General features: G+C 67.0%; 37 protein-coding genes. 1 reads left to right on the top strand and 36 read right to left on the bottom strand.

Features of this window, described 5'->3' with window-relative positions:
* Positions 1–30 precede the first annotated feature (30 nt).
* The 3 genes from glmM to rplM form a co-directional block, all read right to left on the bottom strand.
* Positions 31–1,389: a phosphoglucosamine mutase gene (gene glmM / locus ACFYW8_RS19545; RefSeq protein ID WP_389076528.1), complete on the bottom strand. Its 1,359-nt coding sequence runs from the start codon at positions 1,387–1,389 to the stop codon at positions 31–33.
* Positions 1,390–1,585: 196 nt separating this feature from the next.
* Positions 1,586–2,107, bottom strand: coding sequence for a 30S ribosomal protein S9 (rpsI, locus tag ACFYW8_RS19540; protein ID WP_261705341.1), 522 nt, complete (start codon positions 2,105–2,107; stop codon positions 1,586–1,588).
* 42 nt (positions 2,108–2,149) lie between these two features.
* On the bottom strand, positions 2,150–2,593 hold the full coding sequence (rplM, locus tag ACFYW8_RS19535) for a 50S ribosomal protein L13 (protein ID WP_168529673.1): 444 nt from the start codon (positions 2,591–2,593) through the stop codon (positions 2,150–2,152).
* Between the two features lie 1,091 nt (positions 2,594–3,684).
* Between rplM and ACFYW8_RS19530 the strand changes: the two genes are divergently transcribed.
* A complete protein-coding gene (locus ACFYW8_RS19530) occupies positions 3,685–4,572 on the top strand; it encodes a hypothetical protein (protein WP_365870859.1) in 888 nt (295 codons plus the stop codon).
* 95 nt (positions 4,573–4,667) lie between these two features.
* On the opposite strand, the gene truA is transcribed toward ACFYW8_RS19530, so the two are convergent.
* From truA to ACFYW8_RS19365, 33 genes are all read right to left on the bottom strand, one after another.
* Positions 4,668–5,534, bottom strand: coding sequence for a tRNA pseudouridine(38-40) synthase TruA (truA, locus tag ACFYW8_RS19525; protein WP_365870860.1), 867 nt, complete (start codon positions 5,532–5,534; stop codon positions 4,668–4,670).
* Positions 5,535–5,627: 93 nt separating this feature from the next.
* A complete protein-coding gene (gene rplQ / locus ACFYW8_RS19520) occupies positions 5,628–6,125 on the bottom strand; it encodes a 50S ribosomal protein L17 (protein WP_356755684.1) in 498 nt (165 codons plus the stop codon).
* Positions 6,126–6,250: 125 nt separating this feature from the next.
* Positions 6,251–7,273, bottom strand: coding sequence for a DNA-directed RNA polymerase subunit alpha (locus ACFYW8_RS19515; protein WP_003966937.1), 1,023 nt, complete (start codon positions 7,271–7,273; stop codon positions 6,251–6,253).
* A gap of 178 nt (positions 7,274–7,451) precedes the next feature.
* The gene (gene rpsK / locus ACFYW8_RS19510; protein WP_003956432.1) at positions 7,452–7,856 is read right to left on the bottom strand and encodes a 30S ribosomal protein S11; all 405 of its coding nucleotides are present in this window, start codon (positions 7,854–7,856) and stop codon (positions 7,452–7,454) included.
* Between the two features lie 69 nt (positions 7,857–7,925).
* Positions 7,926–8,306, bottom strand: coding sequence for a 30S ribosomal protein S13 (rpsM, locus tag ACFYW8_RS19505; RefSeq protein WP_356468887.1), 381 nt, complete (start codon positions 8,304–8,306; stop codon positions 7,926–7,928).
* A gap of 217 nt (positions 8,307–8,523) precedes the next feature.
* The gene (gene rpmJ, locus ACFYW8_RS19500) at positions 8,524–8,637 is read right to left on the bottom strand and encodes a 50S ribosomal protein L36 (RefSeq protein WP_003998809.1); all 114 of its coding nucleotides are present in this window, start codon (positions 8,635–8,637) and stop codon (positions 8,524–8,526) included.
* A gap of 68 nt (positions 8,638–8,705) precedes the next feature.
* Entirely contained in the window at positions 8,706–8,927 is a 222-nt protein-coding gene (gene infA, locus ACFYW8_RS19495) for a translation initiation factor IF-1 (RefSeq protein ID WP_003948620.1), read from the bottom strand.
* Positions 8,928–9,320: 393 nt separating this feature from the next.
* The gene (map, locus tag ACFYW8_RS19490) at positions 9,321–10,160 is read right to left on the bottom strand and encodes a type I methionyl aminopeptidase (RefSeq protein WP_389076510.1); all 840 of its coding nucleotides are present in this window, start codon (positions 10,158–10,160) and stop codon (positions 9,321–9,323) included.
* Between the two features lie 222 nt (positions 10,161–10,382).
* The gene (locus tag ACFYW8_RS19485; RefSeq protein WP_365870863.1) at positions 10,383–11,039 is read right to left on the bottom strand and encodes an adenylate kinase; all 657 of its coding nucleotides are present in this window, start codon (positions 11,037–11,039) and stop codon (positions 10,383–10,385) included.
* Positions 11,039–12,352, bottom strand: a complete 1,314-nt coding sequence (secY, locus tag ACFYW8_RS19480) for a preprotein translocase subunit SecY (protein ID WP_365870864.1) — start codon at positions 12,350–12,352, stop codon at positions 11,039–11,041. Before secY ends, ACFYW8_RS19485 begins: the two co-directional genes overlap by 1 nt.
* 244 nt (positions 12,353–12,596) lie before the next feature.
* Entirely contained in the window at positions 12,597–13,052 is a 456-nt protein-coding gene (gene rplO / locus ACFYW8_RS19475) for a 50S ribosomal protein L15 (protein ID WP_189190330.1), read from the bottom strand.
* A gap of 2 nt (positions 13,053–13,054) precedes the next feature.
* The gene (rpmD, locus tag ACFYW8_RS19470; RefSeq protein WP_055553514.1) at positions 13,055–13,237 is read right to left on the bottom strand and encodes a 50S ribosomal protein L30; all 183 of its coding nucleotides are present in this window, start codon (positions 13,235–13,237) and stop codon (positions 13,055–13,057) included.
* Entirely contained in the window at positions 13,237–13,842 is a 606-nt protein-coding gene (gene rpsE / locus ACFYW8_RS19465) for a 30S ribosomal protein S5 (protein WP_006376045.1), read from the bottom strand. Before rpsE ends, rpmD begins: the two co-directional genes overlap by 1 nt.
* Before the next feature lie 66 nt (positions 13,843–13,908).
* Positions 13,909–14,292, bottom strand: coding sequence for a 50S ribosomal protein L18 (gene rplR, locus ACFYW8_RS19460; protein WP_060901491.1), 384 nt, complete (start codon positions 14,290–14,292; stop codon positions 13,909–13,911).
* Positions 14,293–14,295: 3 nt separating this feature from the next.
* The gene (gene rplF, locus ACFYW8_RS19455; RefSeq protein WP_365870865.1) at positions 14,296–14,835 is read right to left on the bottom strand and encodes a 50S ribosomal protein L6; all 540 of its coding nucleotides are present in this window, start codon (positions 14,833–14,835) and stop codon (positions 14,296–14,298) included.
* Positions 14,836–14,859: 24 nt separating this feature from the next.
* A complete protein-coding gene (gene rpsH, locus ACFYW8_RS19450) occupies positions 14,860–15,258 on the bottom strand; it encodes a 30S ribosomal protein S8 (RefSeq protein ID WP_190037509.1) in 399 nt (132 codons plus the stop codon).
* 211 nt (positions 15,259–15,469) lie between these two features.
* Positions 15,470–15,655, bottom strand: coding sequence for a type Z 30S ribosomal protein S14 (locus ACFYW8_RS19445; RefSeq protein WP_003948630.1), 186 nt, complete (start codon positions 15,653–15,655; stop codon positions 15,470–15,472).
* Positions 15,656–15,660: 5 nt separating this feature from the next.
* The gene (gene rplE, locus ACFYW8_RS19440; RefSeq protein WP_037626984.1) at positions 15,661–16,218 is read right to left on the bottom strand and encodes a 50S ribosomal protein L5; all 558 of its coding nucleotides are present in this window, start codon (positions 16,216–16,218) and stop codon (positions 15,661–15,663) included.
* Positions 16,218–16,541, bottom strand: coding sequence for a 50S ribosomal protein L24 (gene rplX / locus ACFYW8_RS19435; RefSeq protein WP_007494760.1), 324 nt, complete (start codon positions 16,539–16,541; stop codon positions 16,218–16,220). The genes rplE and rplX overlap by 1 nt, the downstream gene beginning before the upstream one ends.
* Positions 16,542–16,543: 2 nt before the next feature.
* A complete protein-coding gene (rplN, locus tag ACFYW8_RS19430; protein ID WP_003998823.1) occupies positions 16,544–16,912 on the bottom strand; it encodes a 50S ribosomal protein L14 in 369 nt (122 codons plus the stop codon).
* Between the two features lie 98 nt (positions 16,913–17,010).
* Positions 17,011–17,295 (bottom strand): 30S ribosomal protein S17, encoded by a 285-nt coding sequence (gene rpsQ / locus ACFYW8_RS19425; RefSeq protein ID WP_181863401.1) that lies wholly within the window; start codon positions 17,293–17,295, stop codon positions 17,011–17,013.
* Positions 17,295–17,519: a 50S ribosomal protein L29 gene (gene rpmC, locus ACFYW8_RS19420; protein WP_003998824.1), complete on the bottom strand. Its 225-nt coding sequence runs from the start codon at positions 17,517–17,519 to the stop codon at positions 17,295–17,297. The genes rpsQ and rpmC overlap by 1 nt, the downstream gene beginning before the upstream one ends.
* Positions 17,519–17,938, bottom strand: a complete 420-nt coding sequence (gene rplP / locus ACFYW8_RS19415) for a 50S ribosomal protein L16 (RefSeq protein ID WP_099500627.1) — start codon at positions 17,936–17,938, stop codon at positions 17,519–17,521. The genes rpmC and rplP overlap by 1 nt, the downstream gene beginning before the upstream one ends.
* Before the next feature lie 5 nt (positions 17,939–17,943).
* The gene (gene rpsC, locus ACFYW8_RS19410) at positions 17,944–18,792 is read right to left on the bottom strand and encodes a 30S ribosomal protein S3 (RefSeq protein ID WP_326786061.1); all 849 of its coding nucleotides are present in this window, start codon (positions 18,790–18,792) and stop codon (positions 17,944–17,946) included.
* Entirely contained in the window at positions 18,792–19,139 is a 348-nt protein-coding gene (gene rplV / locus ACFYW8_RS19405; RefSeq protein WP_006604878.1) for a 50S ribosomal protein L22, read from the bottom strand. Before rplV ends, rpsC begins: the two co-directional genes overlap by 1 nt.
* 42 nt (positions 19,140–19,181) lie before the next feature.
* Complete coding sequence (gene rpsS / locus ACFYW8_RS19400; RefSeq protein WP_024755409.1) at positions 19,182–19,463, bottom strand: 30S ribosomal protein S19; 282 nt, start codon at positions 19,461–19,463, stop codon at positions 19,182–19,184.
* A gap of 12 nt (positions 19,464–19,475) precedes the next feature.
* Positions 19,476–20,312: a 50S ribosomal protein L2 gene (rplB, locus tag ACFYW8_RS19395; RefSeq protein ID WP_365870867.1), complete on the bottom strand. Its 837-nt coding sequence runs from the start codon at positions 20,310–20,312 to the stop codon at positions 19,476–19,478.
* A gap of 39 nt (positions 20,313–20,351) precedes the next feature.
* Positions 20,352–20,768 (bottom strand): 50S ribosomal protein L23, encoded by a 417-nt coding sequence (rplW, locus tag ACFYW8_RS19390; RefSeq protein ID WP_189190335.1) that lies wholly within the window; start codon positions 20,766–20,768, stop codon positions 20,352–20,354.
* Positions 20,768–21,424 (bottom strand): 50S ribosomal protein L4, encoded by a 657-nt coding sequence (gene rplD / locus ACFYW8_RS19385; protein WP_037627000.1) that lies wholly within the window; start codon positions 21,422–21,424, stop codon positions 20,768–20,770. The genes rplW and rplD overlap by 1 nt, the downstream gene beginning before the upstream one ends.
* A 4-nt stretch (positions 21,425–21,428) precedes the next feature.
* Complete coding sequence (rplC, locus tag ACFYW8_RS19380) at positions 21,429–22,073, bottom strand: 50S ribosomal protein L3 (RefSeq protein WP_261705325.1); 645 nt, start codon at positions 22,071–22,073, stop codon at positions 21,429–21,431.
* 17 nt (positions 22,074–22,090) lie between these two features.
* Positions 22,091–22,399: a 30S ribosomal protein S10 gene (gene rpsJ / locus ACFYW8_RS19375; RefSeq protein WP_003948644.1), complete on the bottom strand. Its 309-nt coding sequence runs from the start codon at positions 22,397–22,399 to the stop codon at positions 22,091–22,093.
* 502 nt (positions 22,400–22,901) lie between these two features.
* On the bottom strand, positions 22,902–23,630 hold the full coding sequence (locus ACFYW8_RS19370; RefSeq protein WP_389076464.1) for a hypothetical protein: 729 nt from the start codon (positions 23,628–23,630) through the stop codon (positions 22,902–22,904).
* An 11-nt stretch (positions 23,631–23,641) separates the two neighbouring features.
* Complete coding sequence (locus ACFYW8_RS19365) at positions 23,642–24,211, bottom strand: HEAT repeat domain-containing protein (protein ID WP_389076461.1); 570 nt, start codon at positions 24,209–24,211, stop codon at positions 23,642–23,644.
* Between the last annotated feature and the right edge of the window lie 70 nt (positions 24,212–24,281).

Raw genomic sequence — 24,281 nt, 5'->3', positions numbered from 1 at the left:
CGGCTTCAGGCGGAGGGATCAGGACCTGTCCTAGCCGAGCGCCGACTTCACCGCGTCGGCGAGGCGGGCGGCCACCGAGCGGGCGTGGTCGATGTCGGCGGCCTCGACCATGACACGGACGAGCGGCTCGGTGCCGGAGGGGCGCAGCAGCACCCGTCCGGTGGTGCCGAGTTCGCGCTCGGCGTCGGCCACCGCGGCGGACAGCTCGGCGGAGGAGTTCACCCGCGACCGGTCGACGTCGGGCACGTTGATGAGGACCTGCGGCAGCCGCTCCATGACCGAGGCGAGGTCGCGGAGCGTACGGCCGGTCTGGGCGACGCGGGCGGCGAGCAGCAGGCCGGTCAGCGTGCCGTCGCCGGTGGTGGCGTGGTCGAGGATGATGACGTGCCCGGACTGTTCGCCGCCGAGGGCGTAGCCGTGCCGCTTCATCTCCTCCAGTACGTAGCGGTCGCCGACCCCCGTCTGGACGAAGGCCAGGCCCTCGCGCTCCATGGCGAGCTTGAATCCCAGGTTGGACATGACCGTCGCGACAACGGTGTCGGAGCGCAGTGCGGAACGCTCCCGCATCGCCAGCGCGAGGACGGCCAGGATCTGGTCGCCGTCGATCTCGTCACCCGTGTGGTCCACGGCGAGGCAGCGGTCGGCGTCGCCGTCGTGCGCGATGCCGAGGTCGGCGCCGTGCTCGACGACGGCGGCCTTGAGGAGCTCCAGGTGGGTGGAGCCGCAACCGTCGTTGATGTTGAGCCCGTCGGGCTCCGCGCCGATCGTGATGATCTCGGCACCGGCCAGCGCGAAGGCCTCGGGCGAGACCCGGGCGGCCGCGCCGTGCGCCTCGTCGAGGACGACCTTCAGACCGTCGAGGCGGTTCGGGAGAACACCGATGAGGTGGGCGACGTACTGGTCGGAGCCCTGGTCGTAGGAGGTCACCCTCCCGACGCCGGAACCGGTCGGACGGTCCCAGGGAGCGCCGGTGCGGTGCTCCTCGTAGACGCCCTCGATCCGGTCCTCCAGCTCGTCGGCGAGCTTGTGCCCGCCACGGGCGAAGAACTTGATGCCGTTGTCGGGCATGGCGTTGTGGCTGGCGGAGAGCATCACACCGAGGTCGGCACCCAGCGCCCCGGTGAGATGGGCCACCGCCGGGGTGGGCAGCACACCGACGCGCAGGACGTCCACACCCGCGCTGGCGAGGCCGGCGACCACGGCGGCCTCCAGGAACTCCCCGGACGCACGCGGATCCCGCCCGACCACGGCCACGGGCCGGTGACCTGCGAACGTGCCCGCCTCGGCGAGTACGTGCGCCGCCGCCACGGAAAGCCCGAGCGCGAGCTCGGCCGTCAGATCCGCGTTGGCGACACCGCGCACGCCGTCCGTGCCGAAGAGTCGTCCCACTTGTCCTCCTGAGAAAGCTGCAGAGTACGGAATTCCCCCGAAGGATACGGATGTCATCCGATCACATGAGCCTTTGAGCACCTTGTGCCGTTATACGCCCAACCACTGTGATAAACGAACGCCCCGGCGGCACTGTGGTGTGCCGCCGGGGCGTTCGGAGCTACGCGTACTGACGCGCAGAAGCAAGCAGCGAAGATTAACGCTTGCTGTACTGCGGGGCCTTACGGGCCTTCTTGAGACCGGCCTTCTTGCGCTCGACCGCACGGTCGTCGCGCTTGAGGAAGCCGGCCTTCTTGAGGGCGCCGCGGTTGTTGTCCACGTCGGCCTCGTTCAGCGCACGGGCCACGCCGAGGCGCAGGGCACCGGCCTGACCCGAGACGCCGCCACCCGAGATGCGGGCGACAACGTCGTAGCGGTTGTCGAGCTCGAGCACCTTGAAGGGCTCGTTGACTTCCTGCTGGTGCACCTTGTTGGGGAAGTAGTCCTCAAGGGTGCGACCGTTGATCTTCCACTTGCCGGTGCCCGGGACGATCCGGACGCGGGCGATGGCGTTCTTGCGACGTCCCAGGCCGGCGGCCGGCTGCGGGTCGCCGAAGCGGCCTTCGAGCGACTCCGAGGTGTACTCGCCCTCGACGGGCACCTCGGACTCGGTGGTGTAGCTCTCGATGTCGACGAGCTCAGTCTCTTCGACCGGCTGCTCAACGGTGGTCTCGGCCACGATTCTCCTCAGATTTCTTTATGTCTTAGGGGGTGGCCGGAACTACTGCGCGACCTGGGTGATCTCGAACGGGACCGGCTGCTGCGCAGCGTGCGGGTGGTTCTCGCCCGCGTAGACCTTCAGCTTCGAGAGCACCTGACGGCCCAGGGTGTTCTTGGGAACCATGCCCTTGATGGCCTTCTCGACGGCCTTCTCGGGGTTCTTCGCCAGCAGCTCGTCGTAACGGACGGAGCGCAGACCACCCGGGTAACCGGAGTGGCGGTACGCCAGCTTCTGGGTCTTCTTGTTGCCGGAGAGGTGCACCTTGTCGGCGTTGATGATGATGACGAAGTCACCAGCGTCGACGTGGGGCGCGTAGATCGGCTTGTGCTTGCCGCGCAGAATGTTCGCGGCAGTGGTCGCCAGACGACCCAGGACGACATCCTGGGCGTCGATGACGTACCACTGGCGAGTGATGTCGCCGGGCTTGGGGCTGTACGTACGCACGGTCGTAGCCTTCGCTTCTTCAGTGAGTGGGTCCTGACATGGCCACCACGGACGATCACGACAGCCTTGACCGCACTGCGGTGACGCATACCGCGTGCTGGTCGCTGGTCATCAGCCCCGGTGGACCGGTGTAAGGGCCCCTCACGTGAGAATGAGCAAGCCAATACACATAACGAACTGCAAGCTTACCCGCGGTGCCCCGGAAGGGTCAAAACGCGAGTGCTCACGCCCCGTGGCCCGTCGTCCCTGTCGCGGAGCGACGAAGTGGTCGGGGCCGCCGAGCGGCAGATGACGGTGATGCCAAAGCGCCACCGATGCAGTCATTACACACAGGGTAGAGCAGTCCCGGCGGGAACGCCGGGTCACCGCTTCCGGCCGGGGCCGGTCGGCGCCCGGCACCCGGGGCACCGGAGCGAGCCGGAACCAGGGCCCACGGGCCGCCGAACGGGGACACGGCAGCCCCGCGAGCGGCAGCGGCGTCACCACGAGCGGACAGTGGCCGTACGACGGCCGGGACACCAGGAACGCCGAGGGCATCGGCGGCAGCGCGGTCCCAACAAGCCGCAGCGGCCCGGGAACACCGCGGGGCCGGCGGCGGCACGCGCCCAGGACCCCGGCACCCGCCGCGGCGCGGGCGAGCGGCACCACCACCCAGGACGGCACCCCGGGCCACGGCGGCACGGCCACCGGAGAAGCCCCGCAAAGGCGTACGAATCGATCATGTTCCCGCAGCAGAAACGGCGGCGCCCGTGTGACGAATCCCGCAGGATCCGGCAGCGGCACCGCGGCGGGCACCGCGCTCGGGAAATGGAGGAAGCGCCGGCCGGTATCGGGCGAGCCGCCGTCCAGCCAGGTGCGCGCCTCTCGTACGACGATCGCGTCGTCCGTCCCGCCCGCCGGGACGCGGAGCGCGACGCCCACGACAGGCGCGCACGGCGCCGCGCCCGACACCGCCCACGCGCGCCAGGAGGCCCTACGTACCAACCACCCTGAGATGTAACTTTTGCCCGTCCGTACTCAGGTCACGCTAGGGGCTCAAGTGCCCGGTGGAGCGGACCGGCACCCCCCAACGCCCGTCTAAGATGCGGCGCATGAGTTATGGGCAAGGTGGGCAGGGGCAGCCCCCGTGGGACCCCTGGAAGCCGGGGTCTCAGCAACCGCCTCAGTGGGGCAATCAGCGGTCCGGCGGGAATCCCGACTGGGCCGCAATGGCAGAGGCTTCCGAAACGCGCAACAGGCGCCGCAAAGTGCTGTTCATCGTGGGCGGGGCCCTGGCCACCGTCGCGGTCGGCGCGGCCGTGGCCATGGCCGTCGCCAACGCGAACGGGAACAACCAGGCGGGGAACGAACCGTCCAAGCTGCCCGCCAGCGCGGACATCCCGGGCGCCACGACACCGGCTCCGTCCTTCGCGCCGACCTCGGCTCCGCCGCCGCTGGATCCGAAGCAGTTCATAGCCAGCGCGCAGAAGGACACCGCGCCGCTGAGCCCGGACATCCTCTTCCCCGGTACGCAGCTCACCATGGGCGACCGCGTGTACCGCAAGGGTCCGACGGCCGACACGAAGAACTGCGCCTCGGCCGCGAAGGGCACACTGCCGCCGGTCCTCACCAAGGACGGCTGCACCCGCTTCATGCGCGTCACGTACGTCAAGGACGGGGTGGCGGTGACGGTCGGCGTCGCGGTCTTCGACACCGAGGCCAAGGCCACCAAGGCCAAGGGCGACGCGGACAACAAGAGCATCATCGCCTCGCTCCCCGGCAACGGCATCAAAGCGTTCTGCAACTCGGCCGTCTGCCGTTCGACCACCAACGCCTACGGCCGTTACGCCTACTTCACCCTCTCCGGTTTCACCAACGGCAAGGACGTGACGGCGAAGGACACCGCGGTGTTCACGACCGGCGACGATCTCGCGCAGTTCGCCTTCCTCCAGATCAGCCGACGGGGCCAGGCCCAGGCATCGGCCGCGGCCGAGCAGTAGCGGTTCCGGGCGGCGGCCCCGGCCGCCGCCCCCGTACCGCCCAAGGCAGTTGAGGCACCCGCCGCCGAGGCGCCCGCCCGACAGGCCCGCCGGTGTCAGCAGGTCTCGCAGCCGCCCGCACCCGGCAACGTCCGCTTGTTCCTGGCCTCCTTGCTCCGCGCGGCCAGCAACTCGTCCGCCGGGTAACCGACTTCTTCGAGCGTCAGCCCGTGCGGCCGTACGACGTGCACGGCCGAGTCCCGTACGGCGGCGGCGAGCACCTTCCCCGGCCACTCGGGCCCGCGATGCCCGTCCCCCACGAACAGCAGGGCCCCGATCAGCGACCGCACCATGTTGTGGCAGAAGGCGTCGGCCCGCACGGTCGCGGTGATGACCCCGTCCTCGCCGCGCACCAGGCTCAGTTCCTGGAGCGTACGGATGGTCGTCGCGCCCTCGCGCTTCTTGCAGTAGGCGGCGAAGTCGTGCTCCCCCAGCAGCCGTTCGGCCGCCTGGTTCATGGCGTCGACGTCCAACGGCCAGTCGTGCCACAGGACATGACTGCGCAACAGGGGGTCGACACCGCCGGGTTCGTCGGTGACGCGGTAGGCGTAGCGCCGCCAGATCGCCGAGAACCGCGCGTTGAAGCCGGGCGGCGCCTCGGTGAGCGACCACACCCGCACGTCCTTCGACAGCCTCCCGGCCAGCCGCTTCAGCAGCTTCTCGCGGTGCTCGGCCCACAACTCCCCGGGCAGGTCGACATGCGCCACCTGGCCACGCGCGTGCACTCCGGCGTCGGTCCGCCCGGCCACGGTCAGCTCGTACGTGGTGTCCTTCGTCCGCGTCACCGTCCGCAGCGCGTCCTCGATCTCGCCCTGCACGGTCCTGCGCCCCCCGGCCTGCTTGGCCCACCCGGAGAACTCGCTCCCGTCGTACGACAGGTCCAACCGCACCCGTACGAACCCGGGCTCCGCTTCGTCACTCACACCTAGATCCTCTCAAGCCCGGGTTCCTCCCCCGGAAACGCGAGAGCGGGCCCGCCCCGAAAGGGACGGACCCGCTCACAGCAAGGCAATGCCTCAGGCGTCCTTCGACTCCTCGGCGGGAGCCTCGACGGCGTCCTCGACCTTGGTGTCCTCGACCTTGGCCGGGGCCTCGGTCTCCTTGGCGGCACGCTTGGTGGCGGCCTCGGCCTCACCGGTGGCCTGCTGGGCCACGGTCAGGGCCTCCACCAGCTCGATGACAGCCATGGGCGCGTTGTCGCCACGGCGGTTACCGATCTTGGTGATACGGGTGTAGCCACCCGGGCGGTTCTCGTAACGCGGGCCGATCTCGGTGAAGAGCGTGTGCACGATGCTCTTGTCCGTGATCACCGAGAGCACCTGACGGCGGTTGTGAAGGTCACCCTTCTTCGCCTTGGTGACCAGACGCTCCGCGTAGGGACGCAGACGACGGGCCTTGGCCTCGGTGGTGGTGATGCGGCCGTGCTCGAAGAGCGACTTCGCGAGGTTCGCGAGGAGCAGCTTCTCGTGCGCGGCGCTGCCGCCCAGACGGGCACCCTTGGCGGGCTTCGGCATTGTTTCTCCTAGGTGTCTGCCCCGGCCGTATCAGGTACCGGGGACAGTGTCCGAGCGGGCGATTGCCCGTCGAAGATCCGGGGTCCCGAAGGACCCCGGAGGACGGAAGCCGTCCCAGTACCGGATCAGTACTGCTCGGTCTCCACGAAACCCGCGTCCGCGTCGTCGTCGGCGCCGAAGGCGTCGGCGGCGGCGGTCGGGTCGAATCCGGGCGGGCTGTCCTTGAGGGCCAGGCCCATGCCGGCCAGCTTCGCCTTGACCTCGTCGATGGACTTCGCGCCGAAGTTGCGGATGTCCAGGAGGTCGGCCTCGGAGCGGGCGACGAGCTCACCCACGGAGTGGATGCCCTCACGCTTGAGGCAGTTGTACGAGCGGACCGTGAGCTCCAGCTCCTCGATCGGCAGCGCGAGATCGGCGGCGAGGGCGGCGTCCGTGGGGGACGGGCCCATGTCGATGCCCTCGGCGTCGATGTTGAGCTCGCGGGCCAGACCGAACAGCTCGACCAGGGTCTTGCCGGCCGACGCCATGGCGTCACGGGGACGCATGGCCTGCTTGGTCTCGACGTCGACGATCAGCTTGTCGAAGTCGGTGCGCTGCTCGACACGGGTCGCCTCGACCTTGTACGTGACCTTCAGCACCGGCGAGTAGATCGAGTCGACCGGGATGCGCCCGATCTCCTGACCGACCTGCTTGTTCTGAACGGCGGAGACGTAGCCGCGACCGCGCTCGACGGTCAGCTCCATCTCCAGCTTGCCCTTGCCGTTGAGCGTGGCGAGGACGAGGTCGGGGTTGTGGACCTCGACACCGGCCGGGGGCGCGATGTCGGCGGCGGTGACCAGACCCGGGCCCTGCTTGCGCAGGTACATCACGACCGGCTCGTCGTGCTCCGAGGAGACGACCAGCTGCTTGATGTTGAGGATCAGGTCGGTGACGTCCTCCTTGACGCCCGGCACGGTGGTGAACTCGTGCAGGACACCGTCGATGCGGATGCTGGTGACAGCAGCGCCGGGGATCGACGAGAGGAGGGTGCGGCGCAGGGAGTTGCCGAGGGTGTAGCCGAAGCCCGGCTCCAGCGGCTCGATCACGAACCGGGAGCGGAATTCGTCGACGACCTCTTCGGTCAACGAGGGACGCTGAGCGATCAGCATGTGTGGATCAATCCTCTTTTTCGTGGACGCCCGCTATTTGACGCCCGACGGAACCGCGCCTCAGAAAAGGCCGGGTACAGCAAGGGTACGGGCGATACGGCCCTTTTACGGAGCCGTACCGCCCGGAAACCTCGAACCAGCACAGGGCCGTCGAGATCGACGACCGAGCAGCCGTGCGTCAGACGCGGCGGCGCTTCGGCGGACGGCAGCCGTTGTGCGGGGTGGGGGTGACGTCCTGGATGGAGCCGACCTCGAGGCCAGTGGCCTGGAGGGAGCGGATCGCGGTCTCGCGACCGGAGCCCGGGCCCTTCACGAAGACGTCAACCTTGCGCATGCCGTGCTCCTGCGCGCGACGGGCGGCCGACTCGGCGGCCATCTGCGCGGCGAAGGGGGTGGACTTGCGCGAGCCCTTGAAGCCGACGTGGCCGGCGGAGGCCCAGGAGATCACGTTGCCCGAGGGGTCCGTGATCGAGACGATCGTGTTGTTGAACGTGCTCTTGATGTGGGCGTGCCCGTGAGCGACGTTCTTCTTTTCCTTGCGGCGCACCTTCTTGGCAGCGCCCTGACGACCCTTGGGGGGCATCTATTTCTCCTACGGGGAGGTGGTCGGTCCTACAGCGAAGACCGCTGGTGAAGCGTTGTCCGCTGAGGACTACTTCTTGCCCGGCTTCTTCTTACCGGCGATGGCGCGACGCGGGCCCTTGCGGGTACGAGCGTTCGTGCTGGTGCGCTGACCGTGGACGGGCAGGCCACGACGGTGGCGCAGACCCTGGTAGCAACCGATCTCGACCTTGCGGCGGATGTCGGCCTGAATCTCGCGACGGAGGTCACCCTCGGTCTTGATGTTGGCGTCCACGTACTCGCGGATCTTGACCAGCTCCTCCTCGGAGAGGTCACGAACGCGCGTGTTGGGGTTCACGCCGGTCTCGGCCAGCGTCAGCTGGGAAAGCGTCCGGCCGATGCCGAACACGTAGGTGAGGGCGACCTCCACACGCTTTTCGCGCGGGATGTCAACACCGGAAACGCGTGCCATTCAATGGCTCCAGTTGTCGTTCGGAGGTCTTCCGCAGAACCGGATCCCGCCCGCCGTCGTCCTCTGACCCATGGGATCGAGTATTCGGTACGGACCGGGTCCCCGGCCTCCGACCGGGGGTGTCAGGACTGATGAGACTCAGGCCTGGATCCTGCGTATGAACATGTACTGCTGCGTCGCGCGAAGTATCTGCGGGTGCAGAAGGTGCGGTCGTGCGTCAGCCCTGGCGCTGCTTGTGGCGCGGGTTTTCGCAGATGACCATGACCCGACCGTGACGGCGGATCACCCTGCACTTGTCGCAGATCTTCTTGACGCTCGGCTTGACCTTCATTAGGTGAGGTTCTCCGGGTCAGTGCCACCCCCCGTGTCCCGGAACCGGAACACGGAGCAAGGCAAGATCTACTTGTAGCGGTAGACGATCCGGCCGCGCGTCAGGTCGTACGGAGACAACTCCACCACGACCCGGTCGTCAGGGAGGATGCGGATGTAGTGCATGCGCATCTTGCCGCTGATGTGCGCCAGGACCTGGTGGCCGTTCTGGAGCTCCACCTTGAACATCGCGTTCGGAAGAGACTCAACGACAGTGCCCTCGATCTCGATGGCACCTTGCTTCTTGGCCACGCTTTGCCCTTCGAATCGACTACCTTGATCGACTTCGTGCGAGCGCATGCAGACATGCGGGTGCACGAGAGCCGACGAGTCAGTCTACGTCAGGGCCCCCGGAAAGACGAATTCATACCCGCCCTCCTCTGCCACTCATGACGATGCCCCGCCCCTCGGCGCGGTATGCGCGAGGGGCGGGGCCGGCCGATTGCGCGATCGGCGAAGAAAGGAAGCGGGTGGAAAAGCGCCAGAGATATCGAACGGGAGATCGAAAGCAAGGGATGCCACGAACATCGGTGCGGCCGGGTTCCGGTGCGCCAGGGCCTCGCGTGCGGGCGGCGCTTCCGGACGGCGGTGTTCCCGTGCCGGACGACACCCCTGTGCGAGCCGTGCCCCGGTACAGGCGGTGCTTCAGCCCGCCAGGGGATCGGGCGCCGCCGCGACCCCGTACTCGGCGAGCTTCGCCCGGCCGCAGTCGGGTGCGGTGAGGACCAGCGGTCCCTCCTCCGTCAGCGCCACGGAGTGCTCCCAGTGCGAGGACCAGGTCCCGTCCGTGGTGATCACGGTCCAGTCGTCCTCGAGCACGTCGGTGCGCGGTGTGCCGAGCGACACCATCGGCTCGATGGCGAGGCAGAAGCCGGGAACCAGCTTCGGCCCCTTCCCCCGCTTCCGCTCGACGTAGTTCAGCAGGTGCGGGTCCATGTGCATCTCGGTGCCGATGCCGTGGCCGCCGTAGTCCTCGATGATCCCGTACTTGCCGCCGCCCGGCTTCGGCTGCCGGCGGATGTAGGTCTCGATGGCCCGCGAGACATCCACCAGACGGTTGCCCACCTTCATGGCGGCGATGCCCGCCCACATCGACTCCTCGGTCACCCGGGAGAGCTCGATCAGCTCCGGGGCGTGGCCGGTGCCCACGAACGCGGTGTACGCCGCGTCGCCGTGCCAGCCGTCCACGATCGCGCCCGCGTCGATGGAGATGATGTCGCCGTCCTTCAGGACGGTCTTGTCGTCCGGGATGCCGTGGACGACCACCTCGTTGGCCGAGGTGCAGATCGTCGCCGGGAAACCGCCGTACCCGAGGAAGTTCGACTTGGCGCCGTGCTCGTCGAGCACCTTGCGCGCGACCTCGTCCAGGTCCCTGGTGGTCGCACCGGGCACCGCCGCTTCCCGCGTGGCCGCATGGATCGCCGCGACGACCAGCCCCGCCTCACGCATCTTGGCGATCTGCTCAGGGGTCTTGATCTGCACCATGGTGGCTGCGGCCTTTCTGGACCGGGACTACGGACTACTCCAACGATACGGGGGACCGCACCCACCCCGCCCGGGGTCCGGGACCCCGTCTCGCGCACAGGGCCTCGGCCCCGCCCGCCTCGCACGTCGGCCGCGACACCCGGTGAGGGTGCCGCGGCCGATGCGACGTACTGCTTCACACACCCCGCGGTACGCGTGTACCGCGGAGCGGACCCGCGCGGACTAGGCGTCCTCGCGGGACAGTGCCTCCATCGCGCGCGCCGTGACCTCTTCCACCTTGCCGAGCGCCGGGATCGTGACGACCAGGCCCTGGGCCTTGTAGTAGTCGATGATCGGCTCGGTCTGCGTGTGGTAGACCTCCAACCGCGTGCGAACCGTGTCCTCGGAGTCGTCGTCGCGCTGGTACAGCTCGCCGCCGCAGACGTCACAGACGCCTTCCCGCTTCGGCGTCTTGTACGACACGTGGAAGACGTGCGACGAGTCGTTCCGGCAGATACGACGGCCCGCGATACGGCGGACCACCTCGTCCTCGGGGACCTCGAGGTCCAGCACCGCGTCCAGCTTCATGCCCTCGGTGCTCAGCATCTCGTCCAGCGCCTCGGCCTGCGAGACGTTGCGCGGGAAGCCGTCGAGCAGGAAGCCGTGCTCCGCGTCGGGCTGCTCCATGCGGTCCTTGGCCATGGCGATGGTGACCTCGTCCGGTACCAGTTCACCCTTGTCCATGTAGGACTTCGCCAGCTTGCCGAGTTCCGTCTGCCGAGAGATGTTGGCGCGGAACAGGTCGCCCGTTGAGATGTGCGGGATCCCCAGATTCTTGGCGAGGAACGCGGCCTGCGTTCCCTTCCCGGCACCGGGCGGCCCGACGAGGACGATTCGCATCAGCGGAGGAACCCTTCGTAATTGCGCTGCTGAAGCTGACTCTCGATCTGCTTCACCGTCTCGAGACCGACACCCACGATGATCAGGATGCTGGTACCACCGAACGGGAAGTTCTGGTTTGCCCCGAAACCAACCAACGCCACCGTCGGCACGAGAGCGATCAGCCCCAGATACAGCGAACCCGGCCAGGTGATCCGGTTGAGTACGTAACTGAGGTACTCAGCGGTAGGCCGGCCAGCCCGGATGCCCGGGATGAAGCCACCATACTTCTTCATGTTGTCGGCTACTTCCTCGGGGTTGAACGAGATCGCCACGTAGAAGAACGCGAAGAAAACGATCAGAAGGAAGTACAGAGCGATGTAAACCGGGTGGTCACCCTTGGTCAGGTTCTGCGTGACCCATGTTTTCCACCCGGAGTCGCTCTTCGAGAACTGGGCGACCAGGCTCGGAATGTAGAGCAGCGACGAGGCGAAGATGACAGGAATCACACCTGCCTGGTTGACCTTCAGCGGAATGTAGGTCGAGGTGCCGCCGTACGAACGGCGGCCGATCATGCGCTTCGCGTACTGGACCGGAACCCGGCGCTGCGCCTGCTCGACGAACACCACCAGGCCGACCATGCACAGACCCACCGCGATGACCGTGCCGAACTCGATCCAGCCACCGGCCAGCTTGCCCTGGACCTTGACGGTCCACAGCGCGCTCGGGAAGGTCGCGGCGATCGAGATGAACATGAGGATCGACATGCCGTTGCCGATGCCGCGGTCGGTGATGATCTCACCGAGCCACATGACGACACAGGTACCGGCGGTCATCGTGATGACCATCGTGATGGTGGTGAAGATCGACTGGTCCGGCACGATCTGGCCGGCCACGGGGCAGCCCGAGAACAGCGCGCCGCTGCGGGCGGTGGCCACCAGGCCCGTGCCCTGCAGGATGGCGAGCGCGACCGTCAGATAACGGGTGTACTGCGTGATCTTCGCCGTACCGGCCGAGCCCTCCTTCTTGAGGGCTTCCAGTCGCGGGATCACCACGGTGAGCAGCTGAAGAATGATGCTCGCCGTGATGTACGGCATGATGCCGAGCGCGAAGATCGTGATCTGCAGCAGCGCGCCGCCACTGAACATGTTGATCAGGCTGAACAGCCCACGGTTCGAGTCGGCCGTGTCGATGCACGACTGGACGTTCTTGTAGTTCACACCGGGGATCGGAACGTGGGTACCGACCCGGTAGACCACGATGATGCCGAGCGTGAAGAGCAGCTTCTTGCGCAGGTCGGGCGTCCTGAACGCCCGGGCGAACGCGGTGAGCACGGTGCCTCCTGCGACCCCCGCGCTACAGCGTCAGAGGTGACGGTCTTGAGGTTCGACGGATGACTGACAGCTAACCAACAGTCAAAGCCCGTCCGGAGTTCCCGTGAGGCACGCCGGACGAAAATTAACAGTGCAGGCCACCTTACCGGCGACACTGCCCCCCTAGGAACGACCAACCGGGGATGCCCCTTTTGTGGGGCATCCCCGGTCGGGATCGTTCAGGTCATCGAGACGCCTGCTGAAATCAGACGAGCTCGGTGACGGTACCGCCGGCGGCGGTGATCTTCTCCTTGGCGGAGCCGGAGACGGCGTCGACCGTCACCTGCAGCGCCACGGAGATCTCGCCCTGGCCGAGGACCTTGACGAGGCTGTTCTTGCGAACGGCACCCTTGGCGACGAGACCCTCGACGGTGACCTCGCCACCCTCCGGGTACAGCGCGCCCAGCTTGTCGAGGTTCACGACCTGGAACTCGGTCTTGAACGGGTTACGGAAGCCCTTCAGCTTCGGAAGACGCATGTGGAGGGGCATCTGGCCACCCTCGAAGCGCTCCGGAACCTGGTAGCGGGCCTTCGTGCCCTTGGTACCACGACCAGCCGTCTTACCCTTCGACGCCTCACCACGACCAACACGGGTCTTGGCGGTCTTGGCGCCCGGGGCGGGACGGAGGTTGTGGATCTTGAGCGGGTTGTTTTCCGCCATGATCAGTCGACCTCCTCGACCGTCACGAGGTGGCGGACGGTGTGAACCATTCCGCGGAACTCGGGGCGGTCCTCCTTGACGACCTGCGTGTTGATGCCCTTGAGACCAAGGGAACGCAGGGTGTCACGGTGGTTCTGCTTGCTGCCGATGTACGACTTCGTCTGCGTGACCTTGAGGCGAGCCATTACGCACCCGCCCCGGCACGTGCACGAAGGAGAGCCGCGGGGGCGACGTCCTCGAGGGGCAGACCACGGCGAGCCGCGATCTCCTCGGGACGCTGCAGGCCCTTGAGGGCCGCCACGGTCGCGTGCACGATGTTGATCGCGTTGGAAGAGCCGAGCGACTTCGACAGGATGTCGTGAACGCCGGCGCACTCCAGGACAGCTCGCACCGGGCCACCGGCGATAACGCCGGTACCGGGGGAGGCAGGCTTGAGCAGGACGACGCCCGCGGCCTTCTCGCCCGTGATCGGGTGCGGGATGGTGCCCTGGATACGGGGGACCTTGAAGAAGTGCTTCTTGGCCTCTTCAACACCCTTGGCGATCGCGGCCGGCACCTCCTTGGCCTTGCCGTAACCGACACCGACGGTGCCGTCACCATCGCCTACCACGACAAGCGCGGTGAAGCTGAAGCGACGACCACCCTTCACAACCTTGGCGACGCGGTTGATCGCGACAACGCGCTCAACGTACGCGGTCTTCTCGGCGGCAGCAGCGCCGCCGTCACGGCCCTTCCGGTCCCGCCGCTCGCCGCCACCGGCACCGCTTCCACGGCGCTGGGGTCCAGCCATTGGATTACCTCTCTCTTTTTCCGCTAGCTACGCAGCGACAATCAAGTCGCTAGCGCGACGGGCGACTCAGAACTTGAGTCCGGCTTCGCGGGCGGCGTCCGCCAGGGCGGCGATGCGCCCGGCGTACTGGTTGCCACCACGGTCGAATACGACAGCCTCGACACCGGCGGCCTTGGCGCGCTCGGCGACCAGGGCGCCGACCGACTTCGCCTGAGCCGACTTGTCGGCCTCGCCACCGCGGATCGTGGTGTCCAGGGTCGACGCCGACGCGAGGGTGTGACCCTTAACGTCGTCGATGACCTGGGCCACGATGTGACGGTTGGAGCGCGTCACGACCAGGCGCGGACGCTCAGCCGTACCCGAGATGTGCTTACGGATCCGGATGTGACGACGCTTGATGGCAGCACGCTTGTAAGCGTCGCCCTTAGCAATCTTGACACCGTATGCCATGGCTTACTTACCCGCCTTTCCGACCTTGCGACGAATGACTTCGCCCTCGTACTTGACGCCCTTGGCCTTGTACGGGTCGGGCTTGCGCAGCTTGCGGATGTTGGCCGCAACCTCGCCGACCTTCTGCTTGTCGATGCCCTCGACCGAGAACCGCGTCGGGTTCTCGACCTTGAAGGTGATGCCTTCGGGGGCCTCGACAGTGATCGAGTGGCTGTAGCCGAGCGAGAACTCCAGGTTGGAGCCCTTCGCCAGGACGCGGTAACCGACACCGCTGATCTCGAGCTTCTTCACGTAACCCGTGGTCACGCCGGTGATCATGTTCGCCACCAGCGTGCGGGACAGGCCGTGGAGGGCCTTGTTCTGACGCTCGTCGTTCGGGCGGGTGACGTTCAGAACGCCGTCCTCACCCTTAGCGATCTCGATCGGCGCCGCAATGGTGTGAGAGAGGGTGCCCTTGGGCCCCTTCACCGCAACCGTACGGCCGTCGATGGTGACGTCCACGCCGGCGGGAACCGTGATGGGGAGCTTGCCAATACGCGACATAGCTGTTTCCTCCGTTCCCTTCCGCTACCAGACGTAGGCGAGAACTTCTCCGCCTACGCCCTTCTTGCCGGCCTGCTTGTCGGTGAGGAGACCGTGCGACGTGGAGATGATCGCCACGCCGAGGCCGCCAAGCACCTTGGGCAGGGAGGTGGACTTCGCGTAAACCCGGAGACCGGGCTTGGAGATCCGCTTGATGCCCGCGATGGAGCGCTCACGGTTCGGGCCGAACTTCAGCTCGAGAACGAGGTTCTTGCCGACCTCGGCGTCCTCGACCTTCCAGCCCGTGATGAAGCCCTCCTGCTGGAGGATCTCCGCGATGTGCGACTTGATCTTGCTGTGCGGCATACCCACGGTGTCGTGGTACGCCGAGTTCGCGTTACGCAGACGCGTAAGCATGTCTGCGATCGGATCAGTCATGGTCATGAATTGGCCTTCGGCCTCTCTCGCCGGGGTTTCCTGTATGCGCCATCCCTCTCCCCACTCATGGGCGGGACGGGTGCGGTGCGGGGACCTACGGCGTAGTAAGTCGTTTGGGCGTCAGGCGCCCAACCCTCCTAGCCTAAGCCATGGAGAGGTGGGCACCTGACCGAGCCCTTTACTTACCGAGAGTCCTGAAATCCCTGAATTACAGGGACTACCAGGAGCTCTTGGTCACGCCCGGCAGCTCGCCACGGTGAGCCATCTCACGAAGGCAGACGCGGCACAGGCCGAACTTGCGGTACACGGAGTGCGGACGACCGCAGCGCTGGCAGCGCGTGTAGCCACGCACACCGAACTTGGGCTTACGAGCAGCCTTGGCAATCAGAGCCTTCTTCGCCATCTCGCTTACGCCTCCTTGAAGGGGAAGCCGAGGTGACGGAGAAGCGCGCGGCCCTCAGCGTCGTTGGTCGCCGTGGTCACCACGGTGATGTCCATACCCCGGGTGCGGTCGATCTTGTCCTGGTCGATCTCGTGGAACATGACCTGCTCCGTGAGACCGAAGGTGTAGTTGCCACGGCCGTCGAACTGCTTGGGGGACAGACCACGGAAGTCGCGGATGCGCGGAAGCGCGAGCGACAGGGTGCGGTCCAGGAACTCCCACATGCGGTCGCCACGGAGCGTGACGTGGGCGCCGATCGGCTGACCTTCACGCAGCTTGAACTGCGCGATGGACTTGCGGGCCTTGGTGATGGCCGGCTTCTGACCGGTGATCGTGGTCAGGTCACGGACGGCACCGTCCATGAGCTTCGAGTCACGGGCGGCGTCGCCGACACCCATGTTGACCACGATCTTGACGAGGCCCGGCGTCTGCATGACGTTCTCGTAGGAGAACTCTTCCTGCAGCTTCGCCGCGATCTCCTCGCGGTACTTCGTCTTGAGACGCGGAGTGGTGGTGGTAGCCATCAGATGTCCTCACCCGTCCGCTTGGCAACGCGGATCTTGTTGCCCTCGTCGTCGAAGCGGTAACCGACGCGCGTGACAACCTTGTTGCCGTCCTTCTCAACGACCAGCTGGACGTTGGAGACGTGGACGGGCGCCTCGGTCGTGACGATGCCACCGGCCTGCGAACCCTTGGCGGTCGGACCGGCCTTCGTGTGCTTCTTGACCCGGTTGACACCCTCGACCAGGACGCGCTCGTCGCGCGGGTAAGCGGCAATGACCTTGCCCTGCTTGCCCTTGTCCTTACCGGTGATGACCTGAACCAGGTCGCCCTTCTTGATCTTCATGCTTACAGCACCTCCGGCGCGAGCGAGATGATCTTCATGAACTTCTTCTCGCGCAGCTCACGGCCGACAGGGCCGAAGATACGGGTGCCGCGAGGGTCGCCGTCGTTCTTCAGAATGACGGCGGCGTTCTCGTCGAAGCGGATGTACGAGCCGTCCGGACGGCGGCGCTCCTTGACGGTGCGAACGATGACAGCCTTGACGACGTCACCCTTCTTCACATTGCCGCCGGGGATCGCGTCCTTGACGGTGGCGACGATCACGTCACCGATGCCCGCGTAGCGGCGACCGGAGCCACCGAGCACACGGATGCAAAGGATTTCCTTCGCACCAGTGTTGTCGGCGACACGCAGTCGCGACTCCTGCTGGATCACGTCTATCTCCTGATTGTCTGCCGGTTCCCGGGGCGGGACCGTCCACGACGGTCCCGCCCCGAGCCTGGCGGAACGAACCTGAGGGATACCTCAGGTGATTACTTGGCCTTCTCGAGGATCTCGACGATGCGCCAGCGCTTCGTCGAGGACAGCGGCCGGGTCTCCATCAGGAGGACGCGGTCGCCGACGCCGGCGGCGTTCTGCTCGTCGTGGGCCTTGAGCTTGCTGGTACGGCGGATGACCTTGCCGTACAGCGCGTGCTTCACGCGGTCCTCGACAGCGACGACGACGGTCTTGTCCATCTTGTCGCTGACGACCAGACCCTCACGGGTCTTGCGGAAACCGCGCTCGGTCTTCTGCTCAGTCACGTTGCTCTCGCTCATCAGGCGCTCTCCACCGTCTCGATGCCCAGCTCGCGCTCACGCATCAGGGTGTAGATCCGCGCGATGTCCTTCCGGACGGCCTTGAGCCGCCCGTGGTTCTCGAGCTGACCGGTCGCCGCCTGGAAGCGGAGGTTGAACAGCTCTTCCTTGGCTTCGCGGAGCTTCGCAAGAAGCTCCTCGTCACCCAGTTCGCGCAGCTCGGACGCCTTGGTACCGGCCGACATCACGCTTCACCTGCCTCGCGCTTGACGATCCGGCACTTCATCGGCAGCTTGTGGGCTGCGCGAGTGAGGGCCTCACGGGCGATCTTCTCGTTGGGGTAGGACAGTTCGAACATGACCCGGCCCGGGTGCACGTTCGCGACCCACCACTCGGGGGAACCCTTACCGGAACCCATGCGGGTCTCGGCGGGCTTCTTCGTGAGCGGGCGGTCCGGGTAGATGTTGATCCAGACCTTGCCGCCACGCTTGATGTGGCGGGTCATCGCGATACGCGCGGCCTCGATCTGGCGGTTCGTCACGTACGCCGGCGTGAGGGCCTGAATGCCGTACTCGCCGAACGAAACCTGCGTACCGCCCTTGGCCTGACCACGGCGCTTCGGGTGGTGCTGCTTGCGGTGCTTGACCCTGCGGGGGATCAGCATGTCGGTCAGGCCTCCGTTCCGGTGCTCTCAGCCGGAGCGGCAGCGGCGGCGGGAGCCTCGGCCTTGGGGGCCTCGGCAGCCGGCGCGGACTGCTGCTGCGGCTTGCGGCCGCGGCCGCCACGCTCGCCACCACGGCCACCACCACGGGCCGGGCGGTCGCTCGCGCCGCCACCACGGGCCGGGCGGTTACCCGCACGGGCAGCGGCGTTCTCGGCGCGAACCTCGGCGATGTTCTTGACGTCGCCCTTGTAGATCCAGACCTTCACGCCGATACGGCCGAAGGTCGTCTTGGCCTCGAAGAAGCCGTAGTCGACGTTCGCGCGGAGGGTGTGCAGGGGCACACGGCCCTCGCGGTAGAACTCCGAGCGGGACATCTCGGCGCCGCCGAGACGGCCACCACACTGGATCTTGATGCCCTTGGCGCCGGCCTTCATCGTGCCCTGCATGCTCTTACGCATGGCGCGACGGAAGGAGACGCGGGAGGACAGCTGCTCGGCAACGGCCTGGGCAACCAGCTGAGCGTCGGTCTCGGGGCTCTTGACCTCGAGGATGTTCAGCTGGACCTGCTTGCCCGTGAGCTTCTCGAGGTCACCGCGGATGCGGTCGGCCTCGGCGCCACGGCGGCCGATGACGATGCCCGGACGCGCGGTGTGGATGTCCACCCGCACACGGTCACGGGTGCGCTCGATCTCAACCTTCGAGATGCCGGCGCGCTCCATGCCGGACGTCATCATCCGACGGATGGCGACGTCTTCCTTGACGTAGTCCTTGTACAGCTTGTCGGCGTACCAACGGGACTTGAAGTCCGTGGTGATGCCGAGCCGGAACCCATGCGGGTTAACCTTCTGGCCCATTACCGGGTTCCTTCCTTGCTGCTGACGACCACGGTGATGTGGCTGGTCCGCTTGCGGATCCGGTAGGCACGGCCCTGGGCACGCGGCCGGAACCGCTTCAGGGTCGGACCCTCGTCGACGTAGGCCTCGGAGATGACGAGGCTGCCGGCGTCGGTGTGGTCGTAGTTGTGTGCGGCGTTGGCAATGGCGCTGTCAAGCACCTTGCCGACCGGCACGCTCGCGGCCTGCGGGGCGAAACGCAGGACCGCCTGAGCCTCCGTGGCATCCATGCCACGGATAAGGTCCACCACTCGGCGGGCCTTCATGGGCGTAACGCGGATGTACCGCGCCTGGGCCCTGGCTTCCATGGTTGTCCTTCCAGTGTCTGTCATGGTCGATTCCACCCCGCGTTAGCGGCGCTTCGACTTCCGGTCGTCCTTGACGTGACCCCGGAAGGTGCGCGTCGGCGAGAACTCGCCGAGCTTGTGGCCGACCATCGACTCGGTGACAAACACCGGGATGTGGGTCTTGCCGTTGTGCACCGCGATCGTGTGGCCGAGCATGGCCGGGATGATCATCGAGCGACGGGACCAGGTCTTGATGACGTTCTTGGTACCAGCTTCGTTCTGTACGTCCACCTTCTTTACAAGGTGTCCGTCGACGAAGGGTCCCTTCTTGAGACTGCGCGGCATCTAAACCCGCTCCTAGCGCTTCTTGTTCGTCTTGCGGCGGCGGACGATGTACTTGTTCGAAGCCTTCTTCGGCGAACGAGTACGACCCTCCTTCTGACCCCACGGGGAGACCGGGTGGCGACCACCGGAGGTCTTGCCCTCACCACCACCGTGCGGGTGGTCAACCGGGTTCATCGCCACACCGCGGACGGACGGGCGAACGCCCAGCCAGCGCTTACGGCCGGCCTTACCCCAGTTGATGTTGCTCTGCTCGGCGTTGCCGACCTCGCCGACCGTGGCGCGGCAGCGCTGGTCGACCAGGCGGATCTCACCCGACGGCATGCGGAGGTGGGCCATGGTGCCCTCCTTCGCGAGCAGCTGCACCGAGGCACCGGCGGAGCGGGCGAACTTGGCGCCGCCACCGGGACGGATCTCGATCGCGTGGATCGTGGTACCGACCGGGATGTTGCGGATGGCCAGGTTGTTGCCCGGCTTGATGTCGGCCCCAGGACCGTTCTCGACGCGGTCACCCTGCGACAGGTTGCGCGGGGCGAGGATGTAGCGCTTCTCGCCGTCCGCGTAGTGCAGCAGCGCGATGCGCGCGGTGCGGTTGGGGTCGTACTCGATGTGCGCGACCTTCGCCGGCACGCCGTCCTTGTCGTGACGACGGAAGTCGATCACTCGGAAGGCGCGCTTGTGTCCGCCACCCTGGTGGCGAACGGTCACACGACCGGAATTGTTACGGCCGCCCTTGCTGTGCAGGGGGCGAACCAGCGACTTCTCCGGCGTGGACCGCGTGACCTCGACGAAGTCGGCGACGCTGGAGCCACGACGGCCCGGCGTAGTCGGCTTGTACTTGCGGATTCCCATTTCTCAGTCCTCGTCCGATATTCGGACCAGGGCACTCCGTTAGGAGGCCTGGCCGAAGATGTCGATACGGTCGCCCTCAGCGAGGGTCACGATCGCGCGCTTGCTGTCGGCACGCTTGCCGAAGCCCGTCTTGGTGCGCTTGCGCTTGCCCTGACGGTTGATCGTGTTGACCCCGGTGACCTTGACCGAGAAGACCGCCTGGACGGCCTGCTTGATCTGGGTCTTGTTGGCCCGCGGGTCCACGACGAAGGTGTACTTGCCCTCGTCGAGCAGCGCGTAGCTCTTCTCCGAGACGACCGGCTTGAGGAGGACGTCACGGGGGTCCGTGAAGCTCTTGCTCAGCGGGGTCTCGACGGTGTTCTTGCCTTCGGCCTCGTGGCGCTTCGCCTTGGCGACGCGCGCGACCTTCTTGGCCTTGGCGGCCTTCGAGGCAATGCTCGGGTGACGCGTAGCCATCAGGCTTCGCTCCCTTCGGTGTCAGCGGCCTGGGGGCCAGACACGAAGGACTCGAAAGCGGCCTGGGTGAAGACCACGTCGTCCGAGACGAGAACGTCGTACGTGTTCAGCTGGCCCGGCTCCAGGATGTGGACCTGGGGCAGGTTGCGCGCGGAGAGCAGCGCGGCCTCGTCGGAGCGCTCGATGACCAGGAGCACGTTCTTGCGCTCGCTGACCTTTCCGAGGAAGCTCTTCGCGGCCTTGGTGGAGGGGGTCTCGCCCTCGATCACGCCGGTGATGACGTGGATGCGAGCGTTGCGGGCCCGGTCGGTGAGGGCGTGGCGCAGGGCCGCGGCCTTCATCTTCTTCGGGGTCCGCTGCGAGTAGTCACGCGGGGTGGGGCCGTGAACGACGCCACCGCCGGCGAACTGCGGCGCGCGGGTCGAACCCTGACGGGCGCGGCCGGTGCCCTTCTGGCGGTAAGGCTTGCGGCCACCACCACGGACCTCGCCACGACGCTTGACCTTGTGCGTGCCCTGACGGGCCGCGGCCAGCTGCGCGACGACAACCTGGTGAAGCAGCGGGATGCTGATCTTCTCTACGTCGAAGATCTCGGCCGGGAGCTCAACGGTCCCGGCGGTGTCGCCGGAGGGCGACAGAATGTCAATGGTGCTCATGTCCTCAAGCCCCCTTGGCCGCGGTACGGACCAGGACGAGGCCGCCGTTCGGACCCGGGATGGCTCCCTTGATGAGGAGCAGGCCCTTCTCCGCGTCAACGGCGTGAACGGTCAGGTTCTGGGTGGTGACCCGCTCGTTGCCCATGCGGCCCGCCATGCGGACGCCCTTGAACACACGGCCCGGGGTGGCACAGCCACCGATGGAACCGGGGGAGCGGTGCTTGCGCTGGACACCGTGTCCGGCGCCGAGGCCCTTGAAGTTGTGACGCTTCATGACACCGGCGAAGCCCTTGCCCTTGCTCTTGCCGGTCACGTCCACCTTGATGCCGGCCTCGAACACCTCAGCGGTGATCTCCTGGCCGAGGGTGTACTCGCTGGCGTCAGCGGTACGGATCTCGACGAGGTGGCGGCGGGGGGTGACGTCGGCCTTGGCGAAGTGACCCTTGAGGGGCTTGTTCACCTTGCGCGGGTCGATCTCGCCGAAGGCGATCTGGACCGACTCGTAGCCGTCGGAGTCATTCGTACGGACCTGGGTCACGACGTTCGGGCCGGCCTTGACGACGGTGACGGGAACAACACGGTTGTTCTCGTCCCACACCTGCGTCATGCCGAGCTTCTCGCCCAGGATGCCCTTGATCTGCTTAGCCATTCTCAGATCACCGATCCCTAGAGCTTGATCTCGATGTCGACACCGGCCGGGAGGTCGAGTCGCATCAGGGAGTCAACGGTCTTGGGCGTGGGGTCGAGGATGTCGATGAGGCGCTTGTGCGTGCGCATCTCGAAGTGCTCGCGAGAGTCCTTGTACTTGTGCGGCGACTTGATGACGCAGTACACGTTCTTCTCAGTGGGCAGCGGCACCGGGCCTGCGACCGACGCACCAGTGCGGGTCACCGTTTCGACGATCTTCTTCGCCGAGGAATCGATGACCTCGTGGTCGTAGGCCTTGAGCCGGATGCGGATCTTCTGTCCCGCCATGGCTACTCAGTAGTCCTTTGTCTAGTGAAACGCTCCGGAACCCGGGGGTTCGCGTCCTGACCTCCGACCCACGCGGTCGGGTGTGTCGCGCTCCTGCCGACAGGGATATCCGTGATGGATTTCCCTGCGAGGGACGCGGCTCCGCCCGAAAGCAACCGCAGGACCGGGGATGAAGACACCCACCGGGCGCCTGGTCTGCACCCCGCTGACACTTCCCGGAAGATTCCCGTACGTCCGCCCCAGCGCTGCCTTACGGCAGATAGGGCGACGAGTACTGTGGGACTCGCTTCCAGTCCTCCCGACGGGAGGCGCGCAGCATCGGCACTCGACCGAGCAACCCCGCTAGTCTGCCATACCGGACGGGGGGCTGGCCAATCGAGCCGGAGATCGTACCCCTAAGGTGACGAAGGTCAAACCCCGGCACGGCCTGGACCACGGGACCGGTCCCGCCGAGGCCCCGCACCCGGCCCGAAGCCCCCGCACCACTGCCCCACCAGAGGCCTCAGCCCCTTCCCTGGCCGGACCCGCCGCCCCTCCCCCGTCCGTCAGCCTGCTCCAGCAGTTCCTCCAAGGCGTGTGCGTAGGCGCGGAAGCCCGCCCTGCCGTACTCCGGAGCGCTGGAGTCCGGACGGAGAACGCCCGGCAGGAAGGCGACCCGCCAGGCCCGGAACGTGTCGGCGGCGCCGCTTCTCCCCGAGTCGTCGGCCAGCGCGACCGCGATGGTGAGGGCCTCGGCCACTCTTTCCGCTCCCCGCGCCGCCTCGGTCCCCCCGGCGATGGAGGCGGTGACCAACGCCTGAAGGAAATGGGCGAGTTGGAGATCCGCCCCCATGCGGCACATGCGCCGCACGGCCGACGGGCGTTCGAGTTCCGTGAGGCGGGGCGAGATCTCCTCGATGCAGCCGGACCACAGGAGCAGGGACGGCGCGGTCACCTCGTGCTCACGCAGACAGCCCAGTTCGTCGACGACGGCCATGGACGCGTCGCTGAAGCCACCGAGCGCGCGGACGACGGCGAGCAGCCGGTCGATCTCGGCGCGCCGCGCGCTCACCAGACTGCCCACCGAGGCGTCCGCGACCGCCCACGCACCGGTGGCGACGACCGCGCCGATCTCCACGATCCCGCCGAGGGTACTGAAGACCTCCCGCGCGTACGCCGACTCGGGCAGCGGGGTGATGTGTTCGTCCGGACCGACGTCGCGCCGGCCCCGTGCCGCGCCGGAATCCGGCATCCCTGTGATGGCTACCCGCCTCCCAGCATCATGTCCTCGTCGAAACCGAGTTCGTCCTCGATCCCCAGTTGCTCCGCCGCGTGCCACCTCAGCGGGCCGGGCCATTCCTCCGGGGTGCTCGTGGCGATGCCCCTGAGGAGTGCCAGCGCTTCGGGAGTACCGATCTCTCCGAGCGACTGGACCCCTTTCACGCACAGCGGGAAGAACGGCCCGTCGGAGCCCTTCCTCTCCCGCACGAGAGCGCCGATCACGTCCACCGCCTCGGGGGCGCGCAGTTCGCCGAGCATGTCGACCAGATCCTCCGCGTTCACCCCTCGCGCGCCCGACGCGAGCACCGCCGCCAGGATCGGGGCGAGCCCTTCGGGACGCAGATGGACAGCCACGCCCGCGAGCCGCTCGAACCTCCGCCAGTCTCCGGAGTCGGAGGCGAGCCGCAGCCAGTCGAGGATGCGGGTGCGCGACCCGGGGACGGCTGCCGCCCATTCCTCAGCTCTCTCGCGACCGATGTGTCCCCGGCCGGCGATGAGGACTCCCGCGGCGTACGGCTGATTCCGGAACAGATTGACCACCACCCCCTTCATGGGAAGTCCACCCCCTGTCTTCGGCGAAACACCTCGCAGCGGGCGACGTTCAGCCTCGGACCGGCTCACC

The organism is Streptomyces sp. NPDC002742 (assembly GCF_042888885.1).
Lineage (GTDB): Bacteria > Actinomycetota > Actinomycetes > Streptomycetales > Streptomycetaceae > Streptomyces.
The sequence above is the reverse complement of the archived record's forward strand: the minus strand, read 5'-3'. Positions and strand labels throughout refer to the sequence as shown.

Bases quoted from the DNA above. Each gene is read 5' to 3' on its own strand.
- rpsH (WP_190037509.1), bottom strand. From the start codon at position 15,258: ATGACCATGACTGATCCGATCGCAGACATGCTTACGCGTCTGCGTAAC.
- rpsK (WP_003956432.1), bottom strand. From the start codon at position 7,856: ATGCCCCCCAAGGGTCGTCAGGGCGCTGCCAAGAAGGTGCGCCGCAAG.
- rplO (WP_189190330.1), bottom strand. From the start codon at position 13,052: ATGGCGGAAAACAACCCGCTCAAGATCCACAACCTCCGTCCCGCCCCG.
- ACFYW8_RS19365 (WP_389076461.1), bottom strand. From the start codon at position 24,211: ATGAAGGGGGTGGTGGTCAATCTGTTCCGGAATCAGCCGTACGCCGCG.
- rplQ (WP_356755684.1), bottom strand. From the start codon at position 6,125: ATGCCGAAGCCCGCCAAGGGTGCCCGTCTGGGCGGCAGCGCCGCGCAC.
- rpmJ (WP_003998809.1), bottom strand. From the start codon at position 8,637: ATGAAGGTCAAGCCGAGCGTCAAGAAGATCTGCGACAAGTGCAGGGTG.
- rplE (WP_037626984.1), bottom strand. From the start codon at position 16,218: ATGGCTACCACCACCACTCCGCGTCTCAAGACGAAGTACCGCGAGGAG.
- ACFYW8_RS19370 (WP_389076464.1), bottom strand. From the start codon at position 23,630: ATGCCGGATTCCGGCGCGGCACGGGGCCGGCGCGACGTCGGTCCGGAC.
- rpmC (WP_003998824.1), bottom strand. From the start codon at position 17,519: ATGTCGGCCGGTACCAAGGCGTCCGAGCTGCGCGAACTGGGTGACGAG.
- rplX (WP_007494760.1), bottom strand. From the start codon at position 16,541: ATGAAGATCAAGAAGGGCGACCTGGTTCAGGTCATCACCGGTAAGGAC.
- rpsE (WP_006376045.1), bottom strand. From the start codon at position 13,842: ATGGCTGGACCCCAGCGCCGTGGAAGCGGTGCCGGTGGCGGCGAGCGG.
- map (WP_389076510.1), bottom strand. From the start codon at position 10,160: ATGGTGCAGATCAAGACCCCTGAGCAGATCGCCAAGATGCGTGAGGCG.
- rplV (WP_006604878.1), bottom strand. From the start codon at position 19,139: ATGGAAGCCAGGGCCCAGGCGCGGTACATCCGCGTTACGCCCATGAAG.
- rplR (WP_060901491.1), bottom strand. From the start codon at position 14,292: ATGGCATACGGTGTCAAGATTGCTAAGGGCGACGCTTACAAGCGTGCT.
- rpsQ (WP_181863401.1), bottom strand. From the start codon at position 17,295: ATGAGCGAGAGCAACGTGACTGAGCAGAAGACCGAGCGCGGTTTCCGC.
- rpsJ (WP_003948644.1), bottom strand. From the start codon at position 22,399: ATGGCGGGACAGAAGATCCGCATCCGGCTCAAGGCCTACGACCACGAG.
- rplB (WP_365870867.1), bottom strand. From the start codon at position 20,312: ATGGGAATCCGCAAGTACAAGCCGACTACGCCGGGCCGTCGTGGCTCC.
- rplW (WP_189190335.1), bottom strand. From the start codon at position 20,768: ATGGCTACGCGTCACCCGAGCATTGCCTCGAAGGCCGCCAAGGCCAAG.
- rplD (WP_037627000.1), bottom strand. From the start codon at position 21,424: ATGAGCACCATTGACATTCTGTCGCCCTCCGGCGACACCGCCGGGACC.
- rpsM (WP_356468887.1), bottom strand. From the start codon at position 8,306: ATGGCACGCGTTTCCGGTGTTGACATCCCGCGCGAAAAGCGTGTGGAG.
- ACFYW8_RS19485 (WP_365870863.1), bottom strand. From the start codon at position 11,039: ATGCGAATCGTCCTCGTCGGGCCGCCCGGTGCCGGGAAGGGAACGCAG.
- rpmD (WP_055553514.1), bottom strand. From the start codon at position 13,237: ATGGCTCGCCTCAAGGTCACGCAGACGAAGTCGTACATCGGCAGCAAG.
- rplP (WP_099500627.1), bottom strand. From the start codon at position 17,938: ATGCTGATCCCCCGCAGGGTCAAGCACCGCAAGCAGCACCACCCGAAG.
- ACFYW8_RS19530 (WP_365870859.1), top strand. From the start codon at position 3,685: ATGAGTTATGGGCAAGGTGGGCAGGGGCAGCCCCCGTGGGACCCCTGG.
- rplC (WP_261705325.1), bottom strand. From the start codon at position 22,073: ATGGCTAAGCAGATCAAGGGCATCCTGGGCGAGAAGCTCGGCATGACG.
- ACFYW8_RS19515 (WP_003966937.1), bottom strand. From the start codon at position 7,273: ATGCTGATCGCTCAGCGTCCCTCGTTGACCGAAGAGGTCGTCGACGAA.
- rpsC (WP_326786061.1), bottom strand. From the start codon at position 18,792: ATGGGCCAGAAGGTTAACCCGCATGGGTTCCGGCTCGGCATCACCACG.
- rplF (WP_365870865.1), bottom strand. From the start codon at position 14,835: ATGTCGCGTATTGGCAAGCTCCCCATCACGGTTCCCGCCGGCGTGGAC.
- rpsS (WP_024755409.1), bottom strand. From the start codon at position 19,463: ATGCCGCGCAGTCTCAAGAAGGGACCCTTCGTCGACGGACACCTTGTA.
- ACFYW8_RS19445 (WP_003948630.1), bottom strand. From the start codon at position 15,655: ATGGCGAAGAAGGCTCTGATTGCCAAGGCTGCTCGTAAGCCCAAGTTC.